This is a genomic window from Halobacteriovorax sp. GB3, assembly GCF_028649655.1.
Classification (GTDB): Bacteria; Bdellovibrionota; Bacteriovoracia; order Bacteriovoracales; family Bacteriovoracaceae; genus BSW11-IV.
The window spans coordinates 1-22,224 of record NZ_JAQSLN010000006.1; the positions used below are offsets into that span (position 1 = coordinate 1).

General features: G+C 37.7%; 20 protein-coding genes, 1 tRNA gene and 1 riboswitch. Of the genes, 9 read left to right on the forward strand and 12 right to left on the reverse strand.

Annotation, left to right across the window (positions count from 1 at the left end; genetic code table 11):
• Positions 1–132: 132 nt before the first annotated feature.
• The 3 genes from HBN50_RS17190 to HBN50_RS17200 form a co-directional block, all read right to left on the reverse strand.
• Positions 133–218 (reverse strand) — tRNA-Leu (locus tag HBN50_RS17190).
• 105 nt (positions 219–323) lie between these two features.
• The gene (locus tag HBN50_RS17195; RefSeq protein ID WP_273872113.1) at positions 324–1,286 is read right to left on the reverse strand and encodes an NAD-dependent epimerase/dehydratase family protein; all 963 of its coding nucleotides are present in this window, start codon (positions 1,284–1,286) and stop codon (positions 324–326) included.
• The gene (locus HBN50_RS17200) at positions 1,286–2,143 is read right to left on the reverse strand and encodes a lysophospholipid acyltransferase family protein (protein WP_273872116.1); all 858 of its coding nucleotides are present in this window, start codon (positions 2,141–2,143) and stop codon (positions 1,286–1,288) included. Before HBN50_RS17200 ends, HBN50_RS17195 begins: the two co-directional genes overlap by 1 nt.
• 155 nt (positions 2,144–2,298) lie before the next feature.
• Between HBN50_RS17200 and HBN50_RS17205 the strand changes: the two genes are divergently transcribed.
• Positions 2,299–2,643, forward strand: coding sequence for a hypothetical protein (locus tag HBN50_RS17205; RefSeq protein ID WP_273872119.1), 345 nt, complete (start codon positions 2,299–2,301; stop codon positions 2,641–2,643).
• 11 nt (positions 2,644–2,654) lie between these two features.
• Here HBN50_RS17205 and yihA read toward each other — a convergent pair whose 3' ends face one another.
• On the reverse strand, positions 2,655–3,344 hold the full coding sequence (gene yihA / locus HBN50_RS17210; RefSeq protein ID WP_273872120.1) for a ribosome biogenesis GTP-binding protein YihA/YsxC: 690 nt from the start codon (positions 3,342–3,344) through the stop codon (positions 2,655–2,657).
• Between the two features lie 148 nt (positions 3,345–3,492).
• On the opposite strand from yihA, the gene HBN50_RS17215 reads away from it, so the two are divergent.
• Positions 3,493–4,797, forward strand: a complete 1,305-nt coding sequence (locus HBN50_RS17215) for a sigma-54-dependent transcriptional regulator (protein WP_273872122.1) — start codon at positions 3,493–3,495, stop codon at positions 4,795–4,797.
• Here HBN50_RS17215 and HBN50_RS17220 read toward each other — a convergent pair.
• Positions 4,783–5,649 carry a hypothetical protein gene (locus tag HBN50_RS17220; RefSeq protein ID WP_273872125.1) on the reverse strand — a complete coding sequence of 289 codons (867 nt, stop codon included), beginning with the start codon at positions 5,647–5,649 and terminating at the stop codon, positions 4,783–4,785. The two genes, HBN50_RS17215 and HBN50_RS17220, sit on opposite strands and share 15 nt — an antisense overlap.
• Before the next feature lie 223 nt (positions 5,650–5,872).
• Between HBN50_RS17220 and HBN50_RS17225 the strand changes: the two genes are divergently transcribed.
• From HBN50_RS17225 to HBN50_RS17245, 5 genes are all read left to right on the forward strand, one after another.
• Positions 5,873–6,511, forward strand: a complete 639-nt coding sequence (locus HBN50_RS17225) for a hypothetical protein (protein WP_273872127.1) — start codon at positions 5,873–5,875, stop codon at positions 6,509–6,511.
• 141 nt (positions 6,512–6,652) lie between these two features.
• The gene (locus HBN50_RS17230; RefSeq protein WP_273872128.1) at positions 6,653–7,627 is read left to right on the forward strand and encodes an acetyl-CoA carboxylase carboxyltransferase subunit alpha; all 975 of its coding nucleotides are present in this window, start codon (positions 6,653–6,655) and stop codon (positions 7,625–7,627) included.
• 10 nt (positions 7,628–7,637) lie between these two features.
• Entirely contained in the window at positions 7,638–8,513 is an 876-nt protein-coding gene (locus HBN50_RS17235; protein ID WP_273872129.1) for a YicC/YloC family endoribonuclease, read from the forward strand.
• 17 nt (positions 8,514–8,530) lie between these two features.
• Positions 8,531–9,106, forward strand: a complete 576-nt coding sequence (gene gmk / locus HBN50_RS17240) for a guanylate kinase (protein ID WP_273872131.1) — start codon at positions 8,531–8,533, stop codon at positions 9,104–9,106.
• Positions 9,107–9,118: 12 nt separating this feature from the next.
• A complete protein-coding gene (locus tag HBN50_RS17245) occupies positions 9,119–11,305 on the forward strand; it encodes a RelA/SpoT family protein (protein WP_273872133.1) in 2,187 nt (728 codons plus the stop codon).
• On the opposite strand, the gene HBN50_RS17250 is transcribed toward HBN50_RS17245, so the two are convergent.
• From HBN50_RS17250 to HBN50_RS17270, 5 genes are all read right to left on the reverse strand, one after another.
• The gene (locus HBN50_RS17250) at positions 11,302–11,952 is read right to left on the reverse strand and encodes a YdcF family protein (protein ID WP_273872138.1); all 651 of its coding nucleotides are present in this window, start codon (positions 11,950–11,952) and stop codon (positions 11,302–11,304) included. The two genes, HBN50_RS17245 and HBN50_RS17250, sit on opposite strands and share 4 nt — an antisense overlap.
• 7 nt (positions 11,953–11,959) lie before the next feature.
• Complete coding sequence (locus HBN50_RS17255; protein ID WP_273872140.1) at positions 11,960–12,343, reverse strand: RidA family protein; 384 nt, start codon at positions 12,341–12,343, stop codon at positions 11,960–11,962.
• An 11-nt stretch (positions 12,344–12,354) separates the two neighbouring features.
• Positions 12,355–14,652 carry an NADP-dependent malic enzyme gene (locus HBN50_RS17260; protein WP_273872143.1) on the reverse strand — a complete coding sequence of 766 codons (2,298 nt, stop codon included), beginning with the start codon at positions 14,650–14,652 and terminating at the stop codon, positions 12,355–12,357.
• Positions 14,653–14,753: 101 nt separating this feature from the next.
• Entirely contained in the window at positions 14,754–16,172 is a 1,419-nt protein-coding gene (locus HBN50_RS17265) for a sodium:solute symporter family protein (RefSeq protein WP_273872144.1), read from the reverse strand.
• Positions 16,166–16,274: riboswitch (TPP riboswitch) on the reverse strand. It overlaps the preceding gene by 7 nt.
• 64 nt (positions 16,275–16,338) lie before the next feature.
• Entirely contained in the window at positions 16,339–16,656 is a 318-nt protein-coding gene (locus HBN50_RS17270; protein WP_273872145.1) for a 5-fold beta-flower protein, read from the reverse strand.
• Between the two features lie 211 nt (positions 16,657–16,867).
• On the opposite strand from HBN50_RS17270, the gene HBN50_RS17275 reads away from it, so the two are divergent.
• Both HBN50_RS17275 and HBN50_RS17280 read left to right on the forward strand, forming a co-directional pair.
• Complete coding sequence (locus HBN50_RS17275; RefSeq protein ID WP_273872146.1) at positions 16,868–17,821, forward strand: LysR substrate-binding domain-containing protein; 954 nt, start codon at positions 16,868–16,870, stop codon at positions 17,819–17,821.
• A gap of 15 nt (positions 17,822–17,836) precedes the next feature.
• The gene (locus tag HBN50_RS17280; RefSeq protein WP_273872147.1) at positions 17,837–19,309 is read left to right on the forward strand and encodes a potassium/proton antiporter; all 1,473 of its coding nucleotides are present in this window, start codon (positions 17,837–17,839) and stop codon (positions 19,307–19,309) included.
• Here HBN50_RS17280 and HBN50_RS17285 read toward each other — a convergent pair.
• Positions 19,295–20,290, reverse strand: a complete 996-nt coding sequence (locus HBN50_RS17285) for a YheT family hydrolase (RefSeq protein ID WP_273872148.1) — start codon at positions 20,288–20,290, stop codon at positions 19,295–19,297. The two genes, HBN50_RS17280 and HBN50_RS17285, sit on opposite strands and share 15 nt — an antisense overlap.
• 119 nt (positions 20,291–20,409) lie before the next feature.
• Positions 20,410–22,134 (reverse strand): ABC transporter ATP-binding protein, encoded by a 1,725-nt coding sequence (locus tag HBN50_RS17290; protein WP_273872149.1) that lies wholly within the window; start codon positions 22,132–22,134, stop codon positions 20,410–20,412.
• Positions 22,135–22,224 lie beyond the last annotated feature (90 nt).

The window sequence follows — 22,224 nt, forward strand, 5'->3', positions numbered from 1 at the left end:
GGGGGGTTCTCCAATGCAGCAAAATACAAAAGTATTTTGATGAATTGGGGCTTACGCTGCGTAAAGCGAACGAAAAACGTTAGTGCTGAGAGAGCGTTGTCTGCTTTTGAAGAAAGGTAATCTTTGAATAACTGGTGCCTCGGGGGGGACTTGAACCCCCACGACCTTGCGGTCAACGGATTTTGAATCCGTCGTGTCTACCATTCCACCACCAAGGCATATTGAGAGTAGAGAATAAAAAAGAGCAGGGAATGTGTCAATTGAATTAGTGGGCCATCCTATTGAATTTACCTAAGACCGTCTTCTAAGTATCCAAAAATACACTATTGCAACTTCAAAAGCTCTAGTGATTCTCGCGTTGAAAAGCGGAAGCCGTCATCTTTTAAATACTTTTTGATCTCACTATTATCGATAATGCATGAGTATTTAATATAGTCTAAAAGATAGTCTGGAAAAGACCAAAGCTTCTTGATTACTTTTGCCATTGGCTCAAGGCCGACGATAGGAGCATTGAGAATGGGCATGCCAATGATTTCTTTTGCAGCTCTAAGAGAGATACTTTCGTCGGGTGCAATATTATAAATTCCTGTTGGGATTTTTCTCATACTCTTAACAAGAATTCTCGCCATATCAAACTCATGGATGAATTGAAACATGGGATTAAAATCTATTCCGACCGGAGCATAAGGTGTTTTAAGATATTGAGAAATAGAGTTATTTATCTGAGGACCAATAATATTGCATGGCCTTAAAATAACTGTTTCGATTTGACCTTGGTTTTTCCACATCCAATTAGCACAGAGCTGATCCATTTCTGTTACATCTCGAAGTTCTGGATACTTTATACTCGCCCTAAGAGGAGAGTCTTCTTTTATGTAGACAGGATTATCATTTAAGGCCCCATAGACATGGTGAGTGCTTAAGATGATCACGCGCTTAACTTTGTAGCGCAAGCAGAGATCGAGGATTCTTCCTGTTCCCATTACATTGAGATCAAGTCTTTGGGCAACTGATGCGTGAGTAGTTCCTTTTGAATGACTGAGTCTTCCTAGGTGAAGGACGATATCGAAATCCTGTTCGCGAAAAAGAGCTTCAAAATTTCCTCGTGTATACTTGATTCTCTTAAAGGTGAAATTTTCTCTTTTCATTGGGTCCGAATCATTGCGATTATCAATTCCAATGACTTTTGCATTGGGATATTTTTTGCAAATGAGACCACAAGTGATTCTTGCTAAACCGCCTGCGGCACCAACGATGAGTATATTCTTTATTTCATTGTTTTTCATTATTCACTCTTTTGGTTCGCCCAGAATTCTCTACGCTGTTTCAGTCCTGATTCAACAAGTTTTTTAATTTCACTTTCGATCTTATAAATATGTTCATCAATAACTTTATCAGGAGAGTCAAAACTAACGTCCTGTGGAACTTGATATTCTTTACCGATATGTATGTCGATAGGAGAAGGAAGAGGGAAGTAGTTGGCACTGATTGGAAGCGCTGGAAGACCTAATTTCTTTGCGAGATCTTTTGCTTGATAAACATAAGGGAAAACTTCTTCAGCTCCAACAACGGCAACAGGAAGAATGGGCGTCTTTGTTTGAAGAGACATTCTAAAAAATCCGCGAGTGAACTTTTGTAACTTATAAAAGTCAGGCGTACTCTTTGAGACACCTCTCACTCCCTCTGGGAAAACTAAAACAGAATGGCCCTTATTTAAAAGATTGATACAGTTTTGGCGGTCACCTAAAACAGCTCCACCTTCTTGTGCCCACATTCCAAGGAAGGGAAGGCCAGTGAAGAATCTCTCGACCATTGCTCTTAGAATTCTTTGGGGCTTAATTTCTGTGGCAAATGCAGTTGCTATTAACATTCCATCGATCGCAATTTGTCCGGTATGATTAGAGGTCACTATATAGGGCCTATCTTCCACATGCTCCTGGCCAAAAACTCTGACTTTGAAGTACTTCTTATAGATTGGGTAGATAAACTCTAAGTTTTTACGGGCCTTCTTAAGGTTTAGGCCCCAAGGGTCTTCACCTGTTGGAAGCATTTCATAAAAGTGCTCAAAGGCGGCATCTATTTGCACCTGATCTTCTTTTGAAATTTTTGTTTTATCAATGATTTTAGATAGTTGTTCAATCATTTTTGACCTATTTTATCAAATGTCCGTACTTTTTATTTAATGGCTTCATTTTAACAGAATGCGAATTCTTCACAACAATCACCTTTGGCCATATACTTTTACCTAGTAGATAATTAACTCAGTAAAGTATCTTCATTAGAGAGATTGGAGTTCATATGCAAAAGAGTCCACAATGGCGTTCCAAATTTAACGATATCCTCAACACTTGTCAGGAGGAATTGAAAAAAACGACCGAGATTGGAAAGAAAATGTTGAGTGCCTCAAAGACAAATACTTGTCTGCATGAGTCGCTTGAGGAACTTGGAAGCTTAGCTTTTCAAGCGTTAGAAAATGGAACTTTGAAGTGGGAAGATCCCGATGTTAGAGAGCTTGTTTGTAAGATCAGAAATTGTGAAACTGAATTAGTGAGCATTGAAAAAGATGTGAATAAGATCAAATTTTATACAGACGATACGGCCCAAGAAAATAACGAAGAAAATAAAAACCAAGATCACAAATAAAAAAGAGAGGATTAATCCTCTCTTTTATCTATTTCCATTCTTTCTAAAAGACCAATACGATCAAAAAGATAACTGATTAAAGCTTGTTCCAGAACTTGAAGCCCATCACCACGTTCTGCTGAAGTGAAGTGGATTTGCTTAACCCATTTAAACTCACTAAAAAGCTTTGGCTTTAGCTTATTAAGGGCAGCGCGCTCTTTCTGTTTTTTTAGTTTATCAAGTTTATTGAAAACAACAAAAGTCTCATAACCATATCCCTTAAGAAATGATTGAAACTCCTGATCAGTTTTTTGATTTGGATGTCTGGCATCTTGAATATTTACCATGAGTGTATGCTCTGTTGCTCCTGTGAAAAAATTCCCCATGAGCGCTTCCCAGTTTCTCGACATTTCACGAGAAACTTCTGCGTGACCATAACCAGGTAAATCGTAGAGATAGAGTGGCGGAAGACTTTCTTCAACCTTTCCTTTTTCTCCTACATTGAAAGTAAAAATATTGATCTCACGAGTACGACCTGGCGTCTTAGAAACTCTTGCCGTGCTCTTTCCAAAGAGAGAGTTAATCGTTGAAGACTTACCAACATTTGAGCGTCCAACAAAGCTAATCCCAATTGCATCGGGGTTTTCTTGAAGCCACTGGGCCATTTGCTCTGGGTTACTCATTCCGTAACAGAATTTTGTTGAGCCCTTGATAATTTCCATCCACTCTTCCTTTTTCATTTAGTTCAATATTCATACTGAATAGAGGTGTTTTTCCCATGAGTTTGGAAAAAGTGCAAGAAAGATGATCGAAATTTTAGGCATAGAAGTTGAATAAGTAGAGAAAATGACTCTAACAGGAGAATGAAGAGTGAAAAATCTTGAGAAACTAGATCTAGAAAAGAATAGGGAGCTCACAAGCCGTAGTGTTCGCTTCGATGATCTTGTTGAAATTTACCCCGCTTTTGGTCGAAAAAAAGAGATTGAACTTAAGAGAACGAGATTTTCTTTCTCAATGAAAAGAGGGGCCGACTTTGAGATGGAGAATCAGAACTTCATTTTCAATCAAGTAAATGAAAAGAAATATGAATTTCAAATTGAACTTGTTAAAGGTGTTTCAAATAGAAATGCTGAAGATGTCGGAAGATTTTTTTTAAGAGTTCTTGGATGCGATCCCGTAAAATTAAATGGCCTTCCGGTTTATCAGGCATTTCTTTCAAGAGGGGATGAATTAAGTTTTGGTTATAATAAATTAGTTTTCAAAGCGCGTTCGGTAAAGATTTTGGAAGAGGAGAAAATTCCCTTTGAAAAAAATATTGTTGAAAGCAATCTTCCTCTCTTACTTGAGGGAGAAACAGGCTGTGGAAAAACTTATAATGCTAAATTGATTCATGAAAAAAGTAATGTCGTTGGTCACTTCATTCACATCAATCTTTCCTCCTTCTCTGAATCTCTAATTGAAAGTGAGCTTTTTGGCCATGTGAAAGGCTCTTTCACTGGAGCAAGTCAAGATAAGCTAGGAGCTTTGAGAGAGGCGAATGGTGGAACTCTTTTTCTCGATGAAATCGATTCATTACCAATGGACATACAAACGAAACTTCTTCTCTTTCTCGATAGTGGTGTCATTCGTCCGGTTGGGTCAACTCGTGAATATAAAAGTCGTGTCCGCTTGATCTGTGCCTCTGGACGTTCTTTAAGAGATCTTGTTGATCAAAAGAAGATGAGAAAAGATTTCTATTTTCGCATCTCGTCGGGCTTTTCTTTTTCAATGAAATCTCTTCGAGAAAGTCCCGATAAAATAGAAGGCCTATGCTATAAATTTTCTCATGATCATTCTGTCTTCATTCCTCCAAAATTGATTAAATTTTATCAATCTCAGTCTTGGCCTGGAAATATTAGACAATTCATTTCGCATTTAGAGAAAAAGAGGATCCTATCGCAATCTTCTCAATTCTCATTCGACTCTGTGGATGAGGGGCTTTTAAATCGTGATGTCTTTATTGATGAATCAATTAGAAAAGAGGGCTATCAATCTCTTGAGAATGTGAAAGAAGATTATTGTATAAAAGTTTATATTGAAAGCAGTGGTCGCATTAATGACTGCTCAAAAATATTGGGAATTAGTCCCAATACGATACGATCGATTCTTAGAAAGAGAAAGTTAATTGGCAAGTAGGGAATGAATGTAAACTTCTTGAACTTCACCTTTTATTTGAAGCTCTTTGATAAGAGCGTTTGCCTCTTCTTTGATCTTTTTTCTAATAATATCTTTTCCTTCTTTTTCTAGTGAAAAATCAGAAGTGAAAGGATGTACTTTTGTGCTGAGCTTATCTCTTAAAAGCGTTTCATTTTCGATTTCGTAAAAATATTCTTTGATATATCGATTTGATGAAACAATTGTAAATTCCATAAGAAGGGTATTGAGATGTTTTCTCGACTCTACATAGACAGGCATTTTTACATTTGAAAGTCGAAGGCTTCTCTCATCAATAAGATGGAGCCTTCCTCTTTTAGATTTTTCAAGAAGCTCTGCTGGAAGACTTGCTGGTTCTCTTCCTTGGGTCTTATCGATAATTTCTTTCGTTTGGGTATAGATCGTTACACCTGTTAAACCTGTAGCGGCTCCCGTTATGATAATTCCGGCCATCGTTGCTGGTTTCAAAGAAAGATACCATAATTTAATTTTGTTAGTTAAAGGACTAAAGAAAGCGAGAATTGCAATGATGACTTTTTGAAAAGTAAGAGCTTTCCAATTATAGCTTTTAACATCTTGAACTTTTCCCTTCGTCTTCTCAATTTTTTTCAGTGCAGTATCTTTGGAAGTCAGAACCTTTTTGGCGGCCTTAACTTTAGCTTGCTCAATATTGCTTTTTATATCTTTTTTACTCTTATCGAAAATTTCTGAGCTTTGAGAGAGAGTTCTTTTGATTTTAGAAGGGGTAAGCTTCTTAATAAATGAATCCACCAATGAGAAAAAACTCATTAAAAGATCATTTATTAATTTCTCTATTTTTACCCAAATTTTCAAAAGCGACTCCTTCTCTCTACTTTTCGGCTTAAATTTGAGATTTATTACCTTTTTCTATCATAGCTTAGATAAATAAAACTGATGATTTTGCTCTCCTTAAGCTCTACTAAAGGCAAATATGACCGCGTTTTGACCAATTTTTATGCCAGCCTAAGGAGATCTTGCCCAATTTCGAGAAGAGTGTGTGTATGGCCTGAAAAAGGGCCAAGGAGTTATGATGAAAATGAAATTTGTTTTATTACTGTTTTTAGCTACTCAATTTGTAGGATGTGCTGAACTTTTGGCACAAAGAACATTTATTGATGAAATGGACCGCGAAACAGATGGCCTCTTTGTTGCCGGAAGGGATTTTAATCAAGTTCCAGGAGACAGTGGACAGGCCTTTAGAACAAGAAATGAAATTAATGACAGAACTCCCGCTTCGATTGGAGAGTATGAATCGAGGGAGAGAAGAAATTCTTTAAAATTAGAACTTAGAAGAAAATTGAGAGGACTCTCTCAAAAAGACTATCAAGATTATAGCCGTATCGCATCTACACTAGAAAACGATTCAGAGAGAATTTACTACCTCTCTTTAGATCCACAATCGCGAAGAGAATACCTTTTTGATAAGGGAATTATCGAGCGTTCATATGGCGAAACCAGAGGAATGCAATTTCTAGGGTCACGTTCAATTAGAAAAAGTGCACTCCATCTTGGTATGGGAAAAAATGATGTCGTTCAATACTGGGGAAGACCTGTTAGAGTTGATGTTGCTGGAAATCCAAGCAATGAAAATGAAAGATGGGCCTTTTACGAAAACGGAAGACTCCAATACGTTTATTTCGAGAGTGGAGTCGTTCAAGGATGGGCCTTGGAATAAGGCCTGTCATAGCTATTTTTCGCTCTAAAATATAGCCAAAAGACCTCTTTTTCGCTGCGTCATCCATTGAGTTATGCCTCCATTCGTACTATTCTCGTTTAAATTTAGAACATACTTTCAAGGTATTAACAGGAGCGGATTATGAGCGACCTACTCAATAACTACACCCTTGAGTTTGAAAAGCCAGTTAAAGAGCTCGAAGATCAAATTAAAGAACTTAAAGAAGCGACAAAAAAGTCTGAAATTGATATCTCGAATGAGGTAAAGGCCCTGCAAAATAAGGTCTCAACTCTTATGACTGAGATTTATGAAAACCTTACTCCATGGGAGAGAGTTCAGCTTTCACGTCACCCTAATAGACCACACTCAGTAGATTATATTGAAAAGATTGTTGATGAATTTCACGAAGTTTCAGGTGATCGATTCTTTGCTAACGACCAGGCAATTATCACTGGTTTTGGAAAAATTGGTGGAGAAAAAGTTGCTGTTGTGGCCATTGAGAAAGGGCGCAAAACAAAAGAAAAAGTAACTCATAACTTTGGTATGCCAAGACCTGAAGGTTATAGAAAGGCCTTGAGAGTAATTCAAATGGCAGGACGTTTTAATATTCCTGTTGTGACATTTGTTGATACTCCGGGTGCTTATCCAGGAATTGGTGCCGAGGAAAGAGGTCAGGCGAGTGCTATTGCTGAGAACCTCGTAGAGCTTTTTGATATTAAAACACCTATGCTCTCTGTTGTTATTGGAGAAGGTGGATCTGGTGGAGCTCTTGGGATCGCAATTGCTGATCGCGTTCTTATGATGGAGTACTCTGTGTACTCAGTTATTTCTCCTGAGTCATGTGCTTCAATTCTTTGGGCCGATCCAAAGAAAGCAGAGACTGCGGCAAATGCACTTAATCTTGGTCCAGCAAAAGCTCTTGAACTTAAGATTGTTGATGACATGATTAAAGAACCAATTGGTGGTGCCCACAAAAACCCTGAGCTTGCGGCAGATTTAGTTAAGAGTGCTATTGTAAAAGAAATCACTAATTTAAAGAAAAATGATATCGATACTCTACTTACAAAGAGATTCGAAAAATTCCGCGCTATGGGGAATACAACTATTACAGAATAAGGAGTAATGAGTGGCCATTCAGTCAATGACAGGTTTTGGAAGTGGAGAAGCTAGTAACGATGAATATACAGTTACTGTTGAAATTAAATCAGTAAATCATCGTTTCAAAGATGTACGCTTCAAAATGTCATCGCTGTTCTCTTCGATTGAATTGGACCTCAAGAAAATGCTTCTTAATGTCTTTAAGAGAGGAAGTTTTGATATTTATCTCTCTTATAAAAGAGTTGATACAAAGACTCGCTTTGACGATATTGACGAAACAAAAGTTGAGGCCTTTTTAAGCAAGGCCAAGTCTATGGCCCAAGCTTCAGGGGTTGAGCTTCAAATCTCAGCGACTGACTTTCTTAGGTCCGAATTTTTTAAAGATGTGGACGAGACGAGAAATGAAACAACTTTAGGGCTTGCAAAAGAAGCTTTTGCTGCTGCTATTGAAGGTTTAAAGGAATCTCGTTTACAAGAAGGTTCTAAGATGGTGGATGTTATTAAAAAACACCGTCAAACCTATGAAGAAAACTATAAAACGATCAGTGGTCTTACTGAAACGTTCCAAAATCACGTAGAAGATAAACTTAAAAAAAGAATTGCCGATATGGGTAAGGAACTCTCAGTTGATGAACCTCGATTTCTGCAGGAAGTGGTCTATTACATGGAAAAACTTGATGTCCATGAAGAGATCAATAGAATTGATTCGCACCTGCAAAAATTGGATAGTCTCTTGTCGTCTAACAAAGAGGTTGGTAGACAAATAGACTTCTTAGTTCAAGAACTGAATAGAGAAACTAATACTATTGGCTCTAAGTCTGGCCTGCAGGAAATTTCTGAAGCTGTTGTTCAAATGAAAGTACAACTTGAGAAAATCAGAGAGCAGGGACTCAACTTGGAGTAACAAGGAAGAGTTTATCCATGGGTGATGATTGCACCGGTAAAATTGTCGTAATTATCGGTCCCTCTGGGACTGGTAAATCTACTTTGATTCAAAGAGTGAAGGAACAATTTCCTCAGCTAATTGAATCAATTTCTTATACTACACGTCCTAGAAGGCCTAGTGAGACCGATGGTGTCCACTATTTCTTTATTTCTAAAACAGAATTTGAAGAAATGATTGAGGCCGGAGAATTTTTAGAGTGGGCCAAGGTTCACGACGATTACAAAGGAACTGGAAAAGGTTTTGTTCAAAAGAAACTTGAGGAAGGGAAGTACCTTCTTTTTGATCTCGATGTACAAGGAGCTGATTCCATTAAAGAAGCTTTTCCTGAAAAGGCCGAAGCAATTTTCATTGCTCCTCCAAGCTTAGAAGAACTTGAAAAACGTCTCAAAAATCGTGGGACGGAATCTGAAAAATCATTAGAAATTCGTTTGTCTAACTCTAAGAAAGAGATTTTACGCAAAGATGACTATGATTATTGTATAATAAATGATGAGTTAGAAAGGGCCTACACGGAGCTTGAAGCGACGGTACGTTCAATTTTAGACAGCTAAGCGAGGCATTGCGTGTTTCAGCAATTAGACTTTTCACACGAAAGAAACCTGACAATTGATGAGTTAATTAAAAGAGTAGAATCTTATTATCCAGATGCGGACTTCGCACTGTTGAGAAAGGCGTATCTTTTTGCTGAGCGCTCACACAAAGGTCAAATGAGAAGTTCTGGTGAAGAATACATTATTCACCCAATGAACGTTGCGGCAACTCTCATTAAACTTCGCATGGACATCGATAGTATTTGTGCAGGTTTTCTTCATGATGTTGTTGAAGACTGTGATGTTACTCCTGAAGAAATTGAACAAGAATTTGGAACAGCGATTGCACAAATCGTAGTTGGTCTAACAAAAATTTCAAAAATCAAATTTAAGACTAAAGAAGAGTCACAAGCAGAGAACTTTCGTAAGATGGTTGTCGCAATGGCTAAAGACCTTCGTGTTATTATCGTAAAACTCTCAGATCGTATGCACAACATGCGAACACTTCAATATGTTAACGATGACAAGCAAAAGAAGATCGCCCAAGAGACTCTTGATATTTATGTACCTCTTGCTTCGAGACTGGGGATTAACTCTGTCAAAACGGAACTAGAGGATCTGTGCCTTAGATTCCTCCACCCTGATATCTATTATCGCTTGGCCGAGAAAATCGCCATGAAGAAATCAGAGCGTGAAGATTATATTAAAGAAACTCTTGAAAACGTTGAAGAAAAACTTTTAGAGTACTCTCTTAAGGCCTTTGTTAAAGGTCGTTCCAAGCACTTCTTTTCTATCTATAAAAAGATGAAAGCAAGAGGAGTAGACTTTGAACAGATTCACGATATTCTTGCTTTTAGAGTAATCGTTAACAATATTACTGAATGTTATAAAACATTAGGTATTATTCATTCTCACTTCACACCTATCCCAGGTAGGTTTAAAGACTATATTGCCATTCCAAAGGTTAACAACTACCAGTCTCTTCACACAACAGTTATTGGTCCTAAGGCCGAGAGAATTGAAATTCAAATTAGAACTCATGACATGGATGAAGTTGCTGAAAGAGGGGTTGCCGCTCACTGGAAATATAAAGAGGGAATGGTTAGTGGTACTAGAAAGCTAGACTGGGTTGAAGAGCTTCTCGAATTTAACCAAAACGTTGAAAACAACTCTGAGTTCATGGATGTTGTTAAAAACGACCTCGATATTGGTGGTGTCTTTGTCTTTACTCCAACTGGAGATGTCAGAGAATTGCGCTATGGTGCCACACCTCTTGATTTTGCTTACTCTATTCACACTGATGTTGGAAACAAATGTGTTGGTGCTAAAGTAAATGGCAAGATGGTTCCACTTCGTTACACGTTAAAATCCGGTGATACTGTTGAAGTGTTAACAAGTAAAACTCAAACACCATCTAAAGACTGGATGAATATTGTTAAGTCTTCAAAGGCCAAAGCAAAAATTCGTCAATGGTTATTAAAAACTGAAAGAGATAGAAATAGAGAGCTAGGTCATCAAATGCTTGATAAAGCGTTGAAACTTTTCTCTGTTAATATTAAGCACCTTTTGAAATCTCACGAGATGAAACAAGTTCTTAAAGAATTCAAATGTAAGGATGAGAATGAGCTCTTTCAATTCATTGGTGCTGGTAAGTACACGCCTAAGCAGGTTATTGAAAAAGTTCCAAGTATTGAAGTAGAGGATAAAGAGGAAGCTACAACTAAGATCGAAGAAATTGATACTCTTTCTAAAAAGCTTTCGAAATCAGCTCGTAGAAAATCCAATAAAGATAATGCTGTTATCGTAGATGGTATGGAAGATGTTCTTGTTCGTATGGCAAGATGTTGTAACCCTATTCCAGGTGATCCTATTGTAGGTTATATTACAAGAGGTCGTGGAATTACTGTCCACAAAGCTGACTGTAATAGAATGGAAGGTGAGCTTTCAAGAAGGATTCATATTGAATGGAACCCTGATTTTAGCTTTAAGCATCCTGTAAATATTCGAATTATTACTCATGATAAGCCAGGAATTCTATCTCAGATTTCTAAGCAAATTAATAATATCGGAGTAAATATTCGATCGGCGCTTGCTAAGTCTCTACACGATAGAAAGGGTTCTTTTATCTTTGAAATCGAAGTTAAGGACTATTCGGAATTGCTAAAAGCTATCAGCTCTATTGAAGCGCTTGAAGAAGTTATCTCCGTAACAAGGGCTTAATAACTCGTCATATCGCTATCCCATAAGAGTAGGAAGAGATATGTCCTGATGTATTTAAAGACTTCCTTATAGAGGATCTTTACACTTCTCATGGATTTGTATTGTGTCTTAACACCAGCAAAGTAAAAACGATAGCGATCATCATGTGTTCTAAGCTTATCCATAATATGTTTGATTCTCATGATGTGATAATCATGGGAGACAATCAATATGGTTTCTAATCCTGGTTTCTTTCTTAGAAACTGAAGAGTTGAAAGAACATTTTCAACGGTATTTCTTGCTAGATAATCAATGTGAAGTAGGTCTGGATTTATTTTTCCATCTAAATTCATTGGAGCGATAAGTGTGTCGACTGTATTTTTCGAATGCACTCCAGAGATAAAGAGACTGTTTTGTTTGTACTTCTTAGCCAGGCTAACAGCGTAGGGAATTCTTCCCTTATGGCCAGTAAAGACAACAATCAAATCAGGAGGCCTTTTATAAAAGACCTCCTGAGTTAATGTATTTTCATTTTTAGATACGAGTAGAAAGAGAAGCGTCGAGATTGAATAGCAAACAAACGAGAAAAATAAGATAAAAGAAGCATTCTTAATATAGCGAATGGTTCTCGTTTTCTTAGTTTCAAAAATGTATTTGCTTTTAAACATTCATACTCTACTTTGCCGCGATAACCTCGATTTCAACAAGGGCATCTTTTGGTAGACGAGGAACTTGGACACAAGATCTCGCCGGGTATGGCTCTTGAAAATATTTTACATAAGCTTCATTAACCAGACCAAAGTTTTCTAGGTCAGTTACGAAAATAGAAGTCTTAATAATATTCTCTCTCGTAAGTCCTTGAGACTCAAGTAATCCGTCAATATTTTTTAGAATTTGGTCCATTTGAGACTGAAAATCATCTTTCATTGTCATCGTTTCTGGCTCTAGACCAATTTGACCCGAAAAATAATAAGTTCCGTTATGCTCAACACCTTGAGAATAAGTCCCGACTGCTGCCGGGGCCTTATCTGTTTTAATAATATTCTTTTTAAAAGTCATAATACCCTCAATTACTTCTTTGTTGCTTCCATCTCACAAGCTTGAAGAGCTGTAAGAATAGCAATGTTAATTACTTCAGAAATCGGAGCTGTACGTTGAATAATGTTAACCGCTGATTTCATCGGAACTAGGATTGGCCCAATCGCATCGGCATCAGTTAATTGCTGTAGAAGCTTGTAGCTGATGTTTGCTGAGTTAAGCTCTGGGAAGATAAGGATGTCTGCACCTTTATCTAATTCACAGAAGTTGAATAGTTTATCCATGATATTGTGATTAACAGCAATATCAGCTTGAACTTCACCGTCAACGATTAGCTTAGGGTATTTCTCTTTTGTTAGTTCTGTTGCTTTTTTCATTTTCTTAGCACTTGGATGAGAGTTCGATCCAAAACTTGAAAAGCTTAGGAAAGCAATTCTTGGCTCTTTTCTCATTAAGTCTCTATAGAGTTCTGCAGTAGAGTTTGCGATTTCACAAAGTGATTCAGCACTTGGATCAATCTGAGCAGTACAGTCTGCAAAGAATAGGACTCGGTTTTTGAAAACCATAACGTAAACACCTGCGGCGTTTTTATCGTTAACTGTTCCAATTGTTCTCATCACAGGCTTAAAGCATTCAGGATAAGAAAGAGTTGGACCTGCAAGGAATGAATCTGCTAGCCCTTCTTTAACCATCATTGAACCAAAGTAGTTTTCTTGCATCATCATATCTTCTGCGTGATAGATTGATACACCTTCTCTTTGTTTTTGCTTGCTATACTCTGTATAGAATTCACGGAATTTTGGATGCGTTTTTGGCTTGATGATTTCAATTGATTTAAGAGATTCAAGTCCCAGTTCATCCATTTTTCTGTTAATGATTTCTGGATCACCAAGAAGGATTGGCTCAATTTTATCATCTTCAAGAATTGATCTAACTGCTTGTAGAACACGAGTGTTAGCACCTTCAGCGAAAACTGTCTTAACTTTCTTACCACGCTTTTGAACGTGTGAAGAAAGTCTATCTCTGATTGACTTCATGAAAGCGGCACTTGAACCAAGTCTATCTTCAAGTTGAGCAGCATATTCTTTAAGATCATAGATTTTATGTTTTGCTACACCTGATTCCATCGCAGCTTTAGCAACAGCAGGAGCTAGACGAGTTAGAACCCTTGTATCAAATGGTTTTGGAATTAGGTATTCACGACCAAATGTGAACTCTTCATTTCCATAAGCAATTTTTACTTCGTCAGGAACTTCTTCTTTCGCAAGATCCGCTAGAGCGTGAACGGCAGCAAGCTTCATTTCATCATTGATCTTTGTCGCTCTCACATCAAGAGCTCCACGGAAGATAAATGGGAAACCAAGAACGTTGTTAACTTGGTTAGGGAAGTCTGAACGTCCCGTTGCCATGATAACGTCGCTTCTTACTTCATGCGCTTCATGTGGATAAATTTCTGGCTCAGGGTTTGCCATAGCAAAGATAATTGGATCTTTTGCCATTGTTGCAACCATTTCTTTTGTTAGAACTCCACGTGCCGAACAACCAATGAATGCATCAGCATCTTTCATTGCATCAGCCAGAGTTCTTGCATCAGTATCAACTGCAAACTTTTCTTTGTACTTATTCATTCCAGACTCACGACCTTTGTAGATAACTCCTTTCGAGTCAGTCATAAGTAGGTTTTCTCTTTTTACACCCATTTTAAAGAAAAGGTCTGCACATGCCATTGAAGCGGCACCAGCACCAGAGAAAACAACTTTAAGGTCGGAAATGTTTTTCTTAGTGATTTCTACAGCGTTGATAAAACCGGCTGAAGCGATGATCGCTGTTCCGTGTTGGTCATCGTGGAAAACTGGAATATTCATTTTTTCCACAAGTTGCTTTTCAATTTCAAAACATTCTGGAGCTTTGATATCTTCTAGGTTGATTCCCCCAAAAGTAGGCTCAAGAGCACTAACAACTTTAACCATTCCTTCAACAGTGTCTTCATTAACTTCAATATCAAAAACATCAATATCAGCGAAGCGCTTAAAAAGGATCCCTTTTCCTTCCATTACTGGTTTACCTGCGAGGGCCCCAATATTTCCAAGTCCAAGAACAGCTGAACCATTTGAAACAACACCAACAAGGTTACCCTTTGCTGTGTACTTATAAGCCGCTTCAGGATCTTTTGCGATCTCTAAACATGGAGAGGCTACTCCTGGAGAATAGGCCTTTGAAAGGTCATTTGCCGTAAGGCAAGGCTTGGTTGCTATAACTTCTAGTTTTCCTGGTCTACCGTTTGAGTGGTAATCCAGAGCTTGTTGCGTTTTTTCATCATGAGTTGCCATAAAAAGCATCCTTTTTTTGATTTAAGAATTTGCTTAATAGGATACGCCAACTGAATCAGAATTTCATGTTATGTAGAGGATTTTTCAATATTTGCCCTGTGTTAATTTGATCGAAAATTCGCTAAAGTTCGACAAATGATGAGACCCATTGAAGTTGCAACAATTCCAGCGTAAAGTTCGTCGATTTGGGCGTAAAATCCGGGCAGTGGCGCGTTGCGCCAGTAAGTCGTAAAGACAATTCCTAGAATTGAAGAAAAGAGAAATTGTTTGTCTGAAATCTTTCCAGGAAAGAGATATCCAAAAAGAACAGGAAGAAGTAAGCAAGCCGCCGAGTAACTTCCTAAGGTTTTCCAAACAAGTTTAATATTTCCATCAAAGTGATAGGCTAAAATAAGTGAAATGAAGGCCGTTGAGAGAACCCCTAAATGGTGAATGCTGACTTTTTCTCTCCACTTAATTGGAAGGAGATCAAATGTGATAGTTGTTCCAGCTAAAAAGAGATAAGAGTCGAGAGTTGAAAGAATTGTCGCAAGTATTCCTGCTAAGAAAAGGCCTCGAAGACCATCGGGAAGCAGTTGAACTGCATAAGTTAAATAAGCCGTTGATGATTCTGCCTCTGGAAGAACTGCCCTTGCATACATGGCCCCAAAAGTCGTACAAATATCGAAGAGAAACCAAATTCCCGTTGATATAATAATCCCTTTTTTAGCCGTTTTTTCTGATTCCGCAGCAAAACATCGCTGATAGAAATTTGGATCAACAAGAGTTGATAGAGCAATGAGTCCCCAGACAAGTGTTGTTGCTAATCCATGACCTCCAAGAGGTTCAAAGTGAGTGGTAGGTAAGTTGGCCTTAAGAAAATCTAGTCCACCAAATGTTGAGATGGATGTTGAGAAGACAAGAAAAACACCAAGGCACATGACAAAAAATTGAATGATATCAGAGAAGACAACAGAACGAAGTCCGCCCCACATTGAATAGAGAACAACAAAGATTAGACCTATACTCATATTAAAGAGTAGCTCGCCACCAAAGAGAGTTTGTAGAAAGAGCCCTAGACTGATCGTGTAAGCGATTGGCAAAACATTAAAAAGGTTGAATAGAGCACTTAGCTTAGCCGAATTTGGACCGAACATTTTACCTATCAGATCCGGCAAAGTAACGGCCTGATAGCTTTTAATTTTGTGAATGATAAAGAAAGCAAAGATTAAATAGGCGACATACCAGAATGCTCCCTGAGTGATAAAATTGTAGATACCATTATTAAAAGCAATTTCAGTTACGCCAAATATTCCTCCATACCATGTGGCAACGAGAGTTGAGACAAAGAGTGGGAGAGTTAGTTTCCTTCCCATTAATAAGAGGTCGAGAAAATTGTCTTTCTCATTAGTCGTTTTCTTTTTTAAGGAATTCCCATAGAGAACACTGGCCGCGGTAAGTGCGATAGTAAAAGCAAAGACGACCCAGTCTAACGGGGAAATAAGTGATTGAATATCAACGGATTGTTGGAAGCCTTGCATCTGGAAAATCTCCTTTCGACAGTATGAACTGTATCAAGTTCTTAGGGTCGAAGACGCCTCTTCCTCTCAGCTAATGATCGCTTAGCTCCCCTGATTTTTTATGACTCTAACAATGCTTTGAAAATAAGAAAAGAGCAATGAAAAAACTCCCCAGAAGGGGAGTTTGTTAGGAAGCTTTTTTGGATACTTTTTTCTTGGTGAGAAAAATCATATAGGCGGCACCTCCGGCACCTGTATGGTCGCCACCTTCATAATGACCAATGATGTGATGATGTCCATCATAGATTTCACCATCATCAAAATAGGCCATAACGCTATCTCTTAGATTGACTATAGTATTGCCTACTACGTAACCAAGAATTTGATCATTTGCATCTGTTACCTGATTGTTGGCAACGTGACCAATGACTCGGCTACCTACCTTAATATCGTTGCCATCAACGGTTCCGATATCAAAATAACTTGTATCTTTGAAAGACGACATAGGAGAACTCCTTTTGTGATAAGCCTTACGCCATTATATCACTGATTGGACTTGAAGTGAGCTTGAGAGAAAAATCAATAAGAGTTTGAAATATGTGCTAAGTTAAAAGTCCAAAAAAAACGATAAGGAAGATTAATATCTTTAAAATTTGTAAGCTGGTCGAAGAAATTATAAAATTAATTAGAGTACAATATCATTTCTGAGGAAATAAATGACAATTACACAATTAGAATACGTTCTCGCTGTTGATAAATTCCGTCACTTCGGAAAAGCTTCTAAGGCATGTCATGTAACACAGCCAACATTAAGTATGCAGTTACAAAAGCTTGAAGATGAACTTGGAATCATTATTTTTGATCGTTCTAAAAGTCCTACTCTTCCTACAATGGAAGGAGCAAAATTGATTGAACAAGCAAGAATTGTTCTTCGAGAGTTCAATAAAATCTCTGACATTATTCAAGACGACGGAGAAAGTATCACTGGTGACTTTAAGTTAGCAGTCATCCCAACTTTAGCTCCTTATTTATTACCACTTTTTCTTGAACCATTTACTCGGAAATATCCTGATCTTAATTTAAAGATAGAAGAGGCCAAGACCGAAGATATTATTCAGATGTTAGATAAGGATGAAATTGATGGTGGTCTTCTCGTCACACCTCTTCACGAAGACCGTTTGATTGAAAGAGTTCTTTTTTATGAACCGTTCTATGTCTTTGCTTCAAAAGAAAATGATCTTTATAAGAAAAAGAAAGTTAAAGAATCTGATTTGAATCTAGATGAGATTTGGCTTTTAAATGAAGGAAATTGTCTTCGAACTCAAGTTTTGAATCTTTGTTCTCGTGAAAAAGAAGGACTTGGTAAAGAAAAAAATATTCACTTTGAAAGTGGAAATCTAGAGACATTGAAGAATATTGTTTCTTCTGGAGATGGTTTTACATTACTTCCAGAACTAGCTACGAGAAATCTAAATTCTAACGAAATCAAAATGCTAAGAAAGTTCTCTGGAAATACACCTTCAAGGGAAGTGTCTCTTGTGCACGGAAGAAGCTTTTTGAAAGAAAGAATTATTAATGCTCTTGTTGACGAGATTATTCATTCACTACCTGATGAAGTGAGATCTCTAAAGAGTAATAAGTTAGAAATTGTTGAAATTTTTCAACGCTAGAGACAAGGGAAAGAGTTGTTACAATCTATTGATGTTTGGCTCATTATTGCAGCAAGCTTAGTTTTTGTTGCCGTTCTTTTTAGTAAGGCCTCTAAGTTAGGTCTTCCAATTCTAATCCTCTTTATTGCTCTCGGAATGATTGCTGGTAGTGAAGGGATTGGAGGAATTGATTTTGAAAATTATGAATTGTCTTACACCATATCTATTGTCGCTCTCTGTTTAATTCTTTTTTCTGGTGCAATTGAGACTAATGTTAAAGATATAAAACCTATTATCGGCAGAGGGCTATCCCTTGCAAATGTTGGTGTTCTCTTAACCGCCGGACTTGTGAGTTTATTTTCTCATTACTTTATTGGTATTACTTGGGAGAAGTCTCTCTTACTCGGAGCGGTTCTTTCTTCGACTGATGCCGCCGCTGTTTTTAATATCTTTAAATCGCTTAACCTTCATATATCTAAAAAAGTAAAAAGTGTTATTGAGTTTGAAAGTGGGAGTAACGATCCCATGGCCTATTTTTTAGTTGTCTTACTTTCAAGTACATTTATCTTTTCTCCTTTGGAGGGAGTAGGTCAATTTGTTTGGAGTATGGCGATTGGCGCAGTCGGGGGTTATCTCTTTTCAAAGATGTTTATCTTCTTTGTAAGTAAAGTTACTTTGGGATTTCCTGGGCTTTATATGACGCTCACTATTTCAACGCTTTTTCTAACCTATTCTGTAACGAATTACTTTAATGGAAATGGTTTCTTGGCCGTGTATATTTTAGGCCTCATGCTTAGTTCAAGTCGTTTTCCTCATAAGAGGGCCTCTTTGAATTTCATCGATGGAACTTCATGGCTAATGCAGATTGGGCTTTTCATTCTTTTGGGAGTTCTCGTCTTTCCAAGTAGACTTTATATGGCGTCTTCTAAAGGTATTTTCATCGCCATCTTTTTGATTTTTGTTGCAAGACCATTAAGTGTCTTTATTTCGCTGGCCTTTAGCTCTTTTAACTTCAAAGAAAAACTATTCATCTCTTGGGCAGGATTAAAAGGAGCCGTTCCTATTGTTTTTGCTTGTTTAGTTGCTGTTAAAAAGGGACAGGCCGCTTACTTTCTCTTTGATATTGTCTTCTTCGTCGTACTTGTCTCGGCCTTGACTCAAGGATGGACGTTGAAACCGATGGCAAAATTCTTAGGGCTTACTGAGTCCCCACTTCCTGAAACTCTTCCTGAGATTGATGATGTTTCTCTAATAAGGGATTCCTATAAAATAGTAACCATTCATATTAATCACTACGCTGTTGGTAAGAATGTCTTTGAATTAAGACTTCCATCGGGAACTCTTATCGTTTGCATAAAGAGGGCCGGGAAGTACTTTACTCCTCATGGGGCGACTATTTTAGAAGAGCTTGATGAATGTCATATTCTTTGCCTAAATTCTGACGATCTAGAACTTGTGAATAGAATATTTACTGTCGGTATTCCTGAAAATAAATTAGCCAACGGCTAGATCAAAACCTTTTTTATCTCTATGAAGTAGAAAGCGCTCGGCCCTAAGTTCTGTCCAGTATTGTTGTTCCTTAAAAGTAACAAATCCAATATGTCCACCGGAGTTTGGAATTTCTAAAAAGAGATTCTTATTACGGTGCGCTTCTTTTATCGGGTAACACTCTTTTGATAGAAAAGGGTCATTCTTGGCATTAATGATGAGAGTTGGAACTTTAATTCTATGGAGAACTGGTTTACAACTTGCTTTATCGTAGTAGTCAAAAGCATCTTTAAATCCGTGAAGAGGAGCCGTGAAGTGTGTATCAAATTCGAAAAAGGACTTAACATCATCAATCTTTTTTATATCAACCATTGAAAGATCCATGACTTTACTTTTTTCAAGCAATTTCTTCTTCATTGTTCCCATGAAGTCTTGAAGATAGATCTTTTGCATTGGCTTTTGTAAAACTGAGGCCGAGCCTTTGAGACAACAGGGAGCTGAAAATACTGTTGAGCCCTTAATGAGAGGATCGTGAGCTTCTCCCATGTCTCCTAAGTATCTTGCCGTAAGGTTCGCTCCGAGGCTAAAGCCGATAAGATAAATCTCTTCATATTGCTTGAGTGTCTTTGCATATTTAATAACACAATCGAGCTCTTCAACATCTCCAGCGTGATAGAAGCGAGAGGTATTATTCATTTCCCCACTACAACTTCTCATATTCCAAGCAAGGGCATCGACACCAATATTATTAAAATGTCTCGCCATTCCTAGAACATATTGACGAGAAGAATTCCCTTCTAAGCCATGCGAAAGAATAACAAGCTTATTAGAATTTACTGGAGAATAGTCAATGTCGAGAAAGTCACCGTCGTGAGTTTTTATTCTTGTTCGCTTGTAATTGAGATCATCTATTTTTCTAAAGAAGTAGGGATAGAGAGTCTGAATATGACCGTTTTTAAATAGCTTTGGTGCTTTGTATGTCGAACTATCTACTAATGGCATTTCACAACTCCTCCTGTGGTGTACTCTTTATTATCTCTTAAAATGAGCCGTGAATCTAGATGATAATTTTGTCGTAGTAAGGAAAAAAAAAGAGCTCCATTTGGAGCTCTTATTCGAAATTAATTTTGTCTTTCAGCAAGTAATTCCTTAGGAACACCTTTTGGAATCGCGCTAAGAAGTTTTTTCGTATAGTCATCTTTTGGAGACTTGTAGATTTCTTCTGCACTTGCAAACTCAACAATCTGACCTTTATTCATTACACCGATTTCATCAGAGATGTACTTAACAACTGAGAGGTCGTGAGAAATGAAAATATAAGTGAGGTTAAACTCATCTTGGAGGTCTTGAAGAAGGTTTAGAACCTGTGCTTGTACCGACACATCAAGTGCTGAAACAGACTCATCACAGATAATGAATTCTGGCTTAAGACCTAAAGCTCTTGCGATACAGATACGTTGTCTTTGTCCACCTGAGAACTCGTGTGGGTATCTATTTAGGTGGTCACCTTTAAGTCCTACTTTTTCGAGTAGTTCTTGTGCCATTTCATATCTTTCTTTCTTATCTTTTCCAATTCCGTGAATAACCATTGGCTCTGTTACGATATCACCAATTGTCATTCTTGGGTTTAGAGATGAGTATGGGTCTTGGAAGATGATTTGCATTTTTTCACGCATATCTCTCATTTCTGGAGCACTGATATTTGTGATGTCTCTTCCGTTATAAACGATTTTTCCACCTGTTGGTTCAATTAGTCTAAGGATTGCGCGACCAAGAGTCGTTTTTCCACATCCTGACTCACCAACGAGACCAAGTGTTCTTCCTTTTCTAACTTTAAGGTTTACACCATCAACAGCTTTGAACCAATCAACAGTTCTTCCAAAGATTCCACCCTTGATAGGGAAGTGCTTTTGAAAATCTGAGATTTCAAGAAGAACAGGATTTTTCTCTTCATCAACAGCTCTTGGTTGCTTATCTTGTGTCTTACTTGGATCAGTGATGTTTCCGTCATTTTCTAGGAAGTCATCAACAGTAAGAAGTCTCTTAGGGTTAGAGTCTAAACTTGGACGACAAGCTAGAAGCCCTTTTGTATATGGGTGTTGTGGATTTTCAAAAATCTTTCTTGTCGTATTTTGTTCAACAAGATCACCACGGAACATTACAGCTACTTCATCAGCGATGTCTGCAATAACGGCGAGGTCGTGAGTAATGAAAAGCATACTCATTCCGTGTTTCTTTTGAAGTTCAAGCATAAGGTCAAGAACTTGCTTTTGAATTGTAACGTCTAGAGCTGTCGTTGGCTCATCACAAATGAGAAGTTCTGGTTCGCAGGCCATGGCCATTGCGATCATAACTCTTTGCTTTTGCCCACCAGACATTTGGTGAGGATATTTATTTACACTTTCAGAAGGCGTTGGGATTCCAACTTCTTCGAAAAGTTCAATCGTTCTTTTTCTCGATTGTTTCTTATCCATACCTTGGTGAAGCATAAGAACTTCATCAATCTGATTACCAACAGTGTAAACTGGGTTTAGTGAAGTCATTGGCTCCTGGAAAATCATAGCGATTTTGTTACCACGTAACTTTCTCATTTTTTCGACTGATACTTTTGTTAAGTCTTCTCCGTGGAATAGTATTTCTCCGCTTGAGATTTTTCCTGGAGGGTTAGGGATAAGTCCCATAACAGCAAGTGATGTAACAGATTTTCCCGAACCTGATTCACCAACAAGTCCTACTGTTTTACCTTTAGGAATTTCAAGGTTTAAACTTTTAACTGCGTGAACAGTTTTTCCTTCCGATTGGAAGTCGATACATAGATTCTTGATACTAAGTAGTGATTCTGACATAAATAATTCTAACCCTGCTTTGCGTTAATAATGTCGCATGTGAATAAAATTCTTACCAAATTAATCAAGATAACGCATGTTGATCTGCGT

What these genes read in the sequence shown, in the direction of transcription:
- HBN50_RS17195 (WP_273872113.1), bottom strand. Translation starts at nt 1,286, where the DNA reads ATGAAAAACAATGAAATAAAGAATATACTCATCGTTGGTGCCGCAGGC.
- HBN50_RS17200 (WP_273872116.1), bottom strand. Translation starts at nt 2,143, where the DNA reads ATGATTGAACAACTATCTAAAATCATTGATAAAACAAAAATTTCAAAA.
- HBN50_RS17205 (WP_273872119.1), top strand. Translation starts at nt 2,299, where the DNA reads ATGCAAAAGAGTCCACAATGGCGTTCCAAATTTAACGATATCCTCAAC.
- yihA (WP_273872120.1), bottom strand. Translation starts at nt 3,344, where the DNA reads ATGGAAATTATCAAGGGCTCAACAAAATTCTGTTACGGAATGAGTAAC.
- HBN50_RS17225 (WP_273872127.1), top strand. Translation starts at nt 5,873, where the DNA reads ATGAAATTTGTTTTATTACTGTTTTTAGCTACTCAATTTGTAGGATGT.
- HBN50_RS17230 (WP_273872128.1), top strand. Translation starts at nt 6,653, where the DNA reads ATGAGCGACCTACTCAATAACTACACCCTTGAGTTTGAAAAGCCAGTT.
- gmk (WP_273872131.1), top strand. Translation starts at nt 8,531, where the DNA reads ATGGGTGATGATTGCACCGGTAAAATTGTCGTAATTATCGGTCCCTCT.
- HBN50_RS17250 (WP_273872138.1), bottom strand. Translation starts at nt 11,952, where the DNA reads ATGTTTAAAAGCAAATACATTTTTGAAACTAAGAAAACGAGAACCATT.
- HBN50_RS17255 (WP_273872140.1), bottom strand. Translation starts at nt 12,343, where the DNA reads ATGACTTTTAAAAAGAATATTATTAAAACAGATAAGGCCCCGGCAGCA.
- HBN50_RS17260 (WP_273872143.1), bottom strand. Translation starts at nt 14,652, where the DNA reads ATGGCAACTCATGATGAAAAAACGCAACAAGCTCTGGATTACCACTCA.
- HBN50_RS17265 (WP_273872144.1), bottom strand. Translation starts at nt 16,172, where the DNA reads ATGCAAGGCTTCCAACAATCCGTTGATATTCAATCACTTATTTCCCCG.
- HBN50_RS17270 (WP_273872145.1), bottom strand. Translation starts at nt 16,656, where the DNA reads ATGTCGTCTTTCAAAGATACAAGTTATTTTGATATCGGAACCGTTGAT.
- HBN50_RS17275 (WP_273872146.1), top strand. Translation starts at nt 16,868, where the DNA reads ATGACAATTACACAATTAGAATACGTTCTCGCTGTTGATAAATTCCGT.
- HBN50_RS17285 (WP_273872148.1), bottom strand. Translation starts at nt 20,290, where the DNA reads ATGCCATTAGTAGATAGTTCGACATACAAAGCACCAAAGCTATTTAAA.
- HBN50_RS17290 (WP_273872149.1), bottom strand. Translation starts at nt 22,134, where the DNA reads ATGTCAGAATCACTACTTAGTATCAAGAATCTATGTATCGACTTCCAA.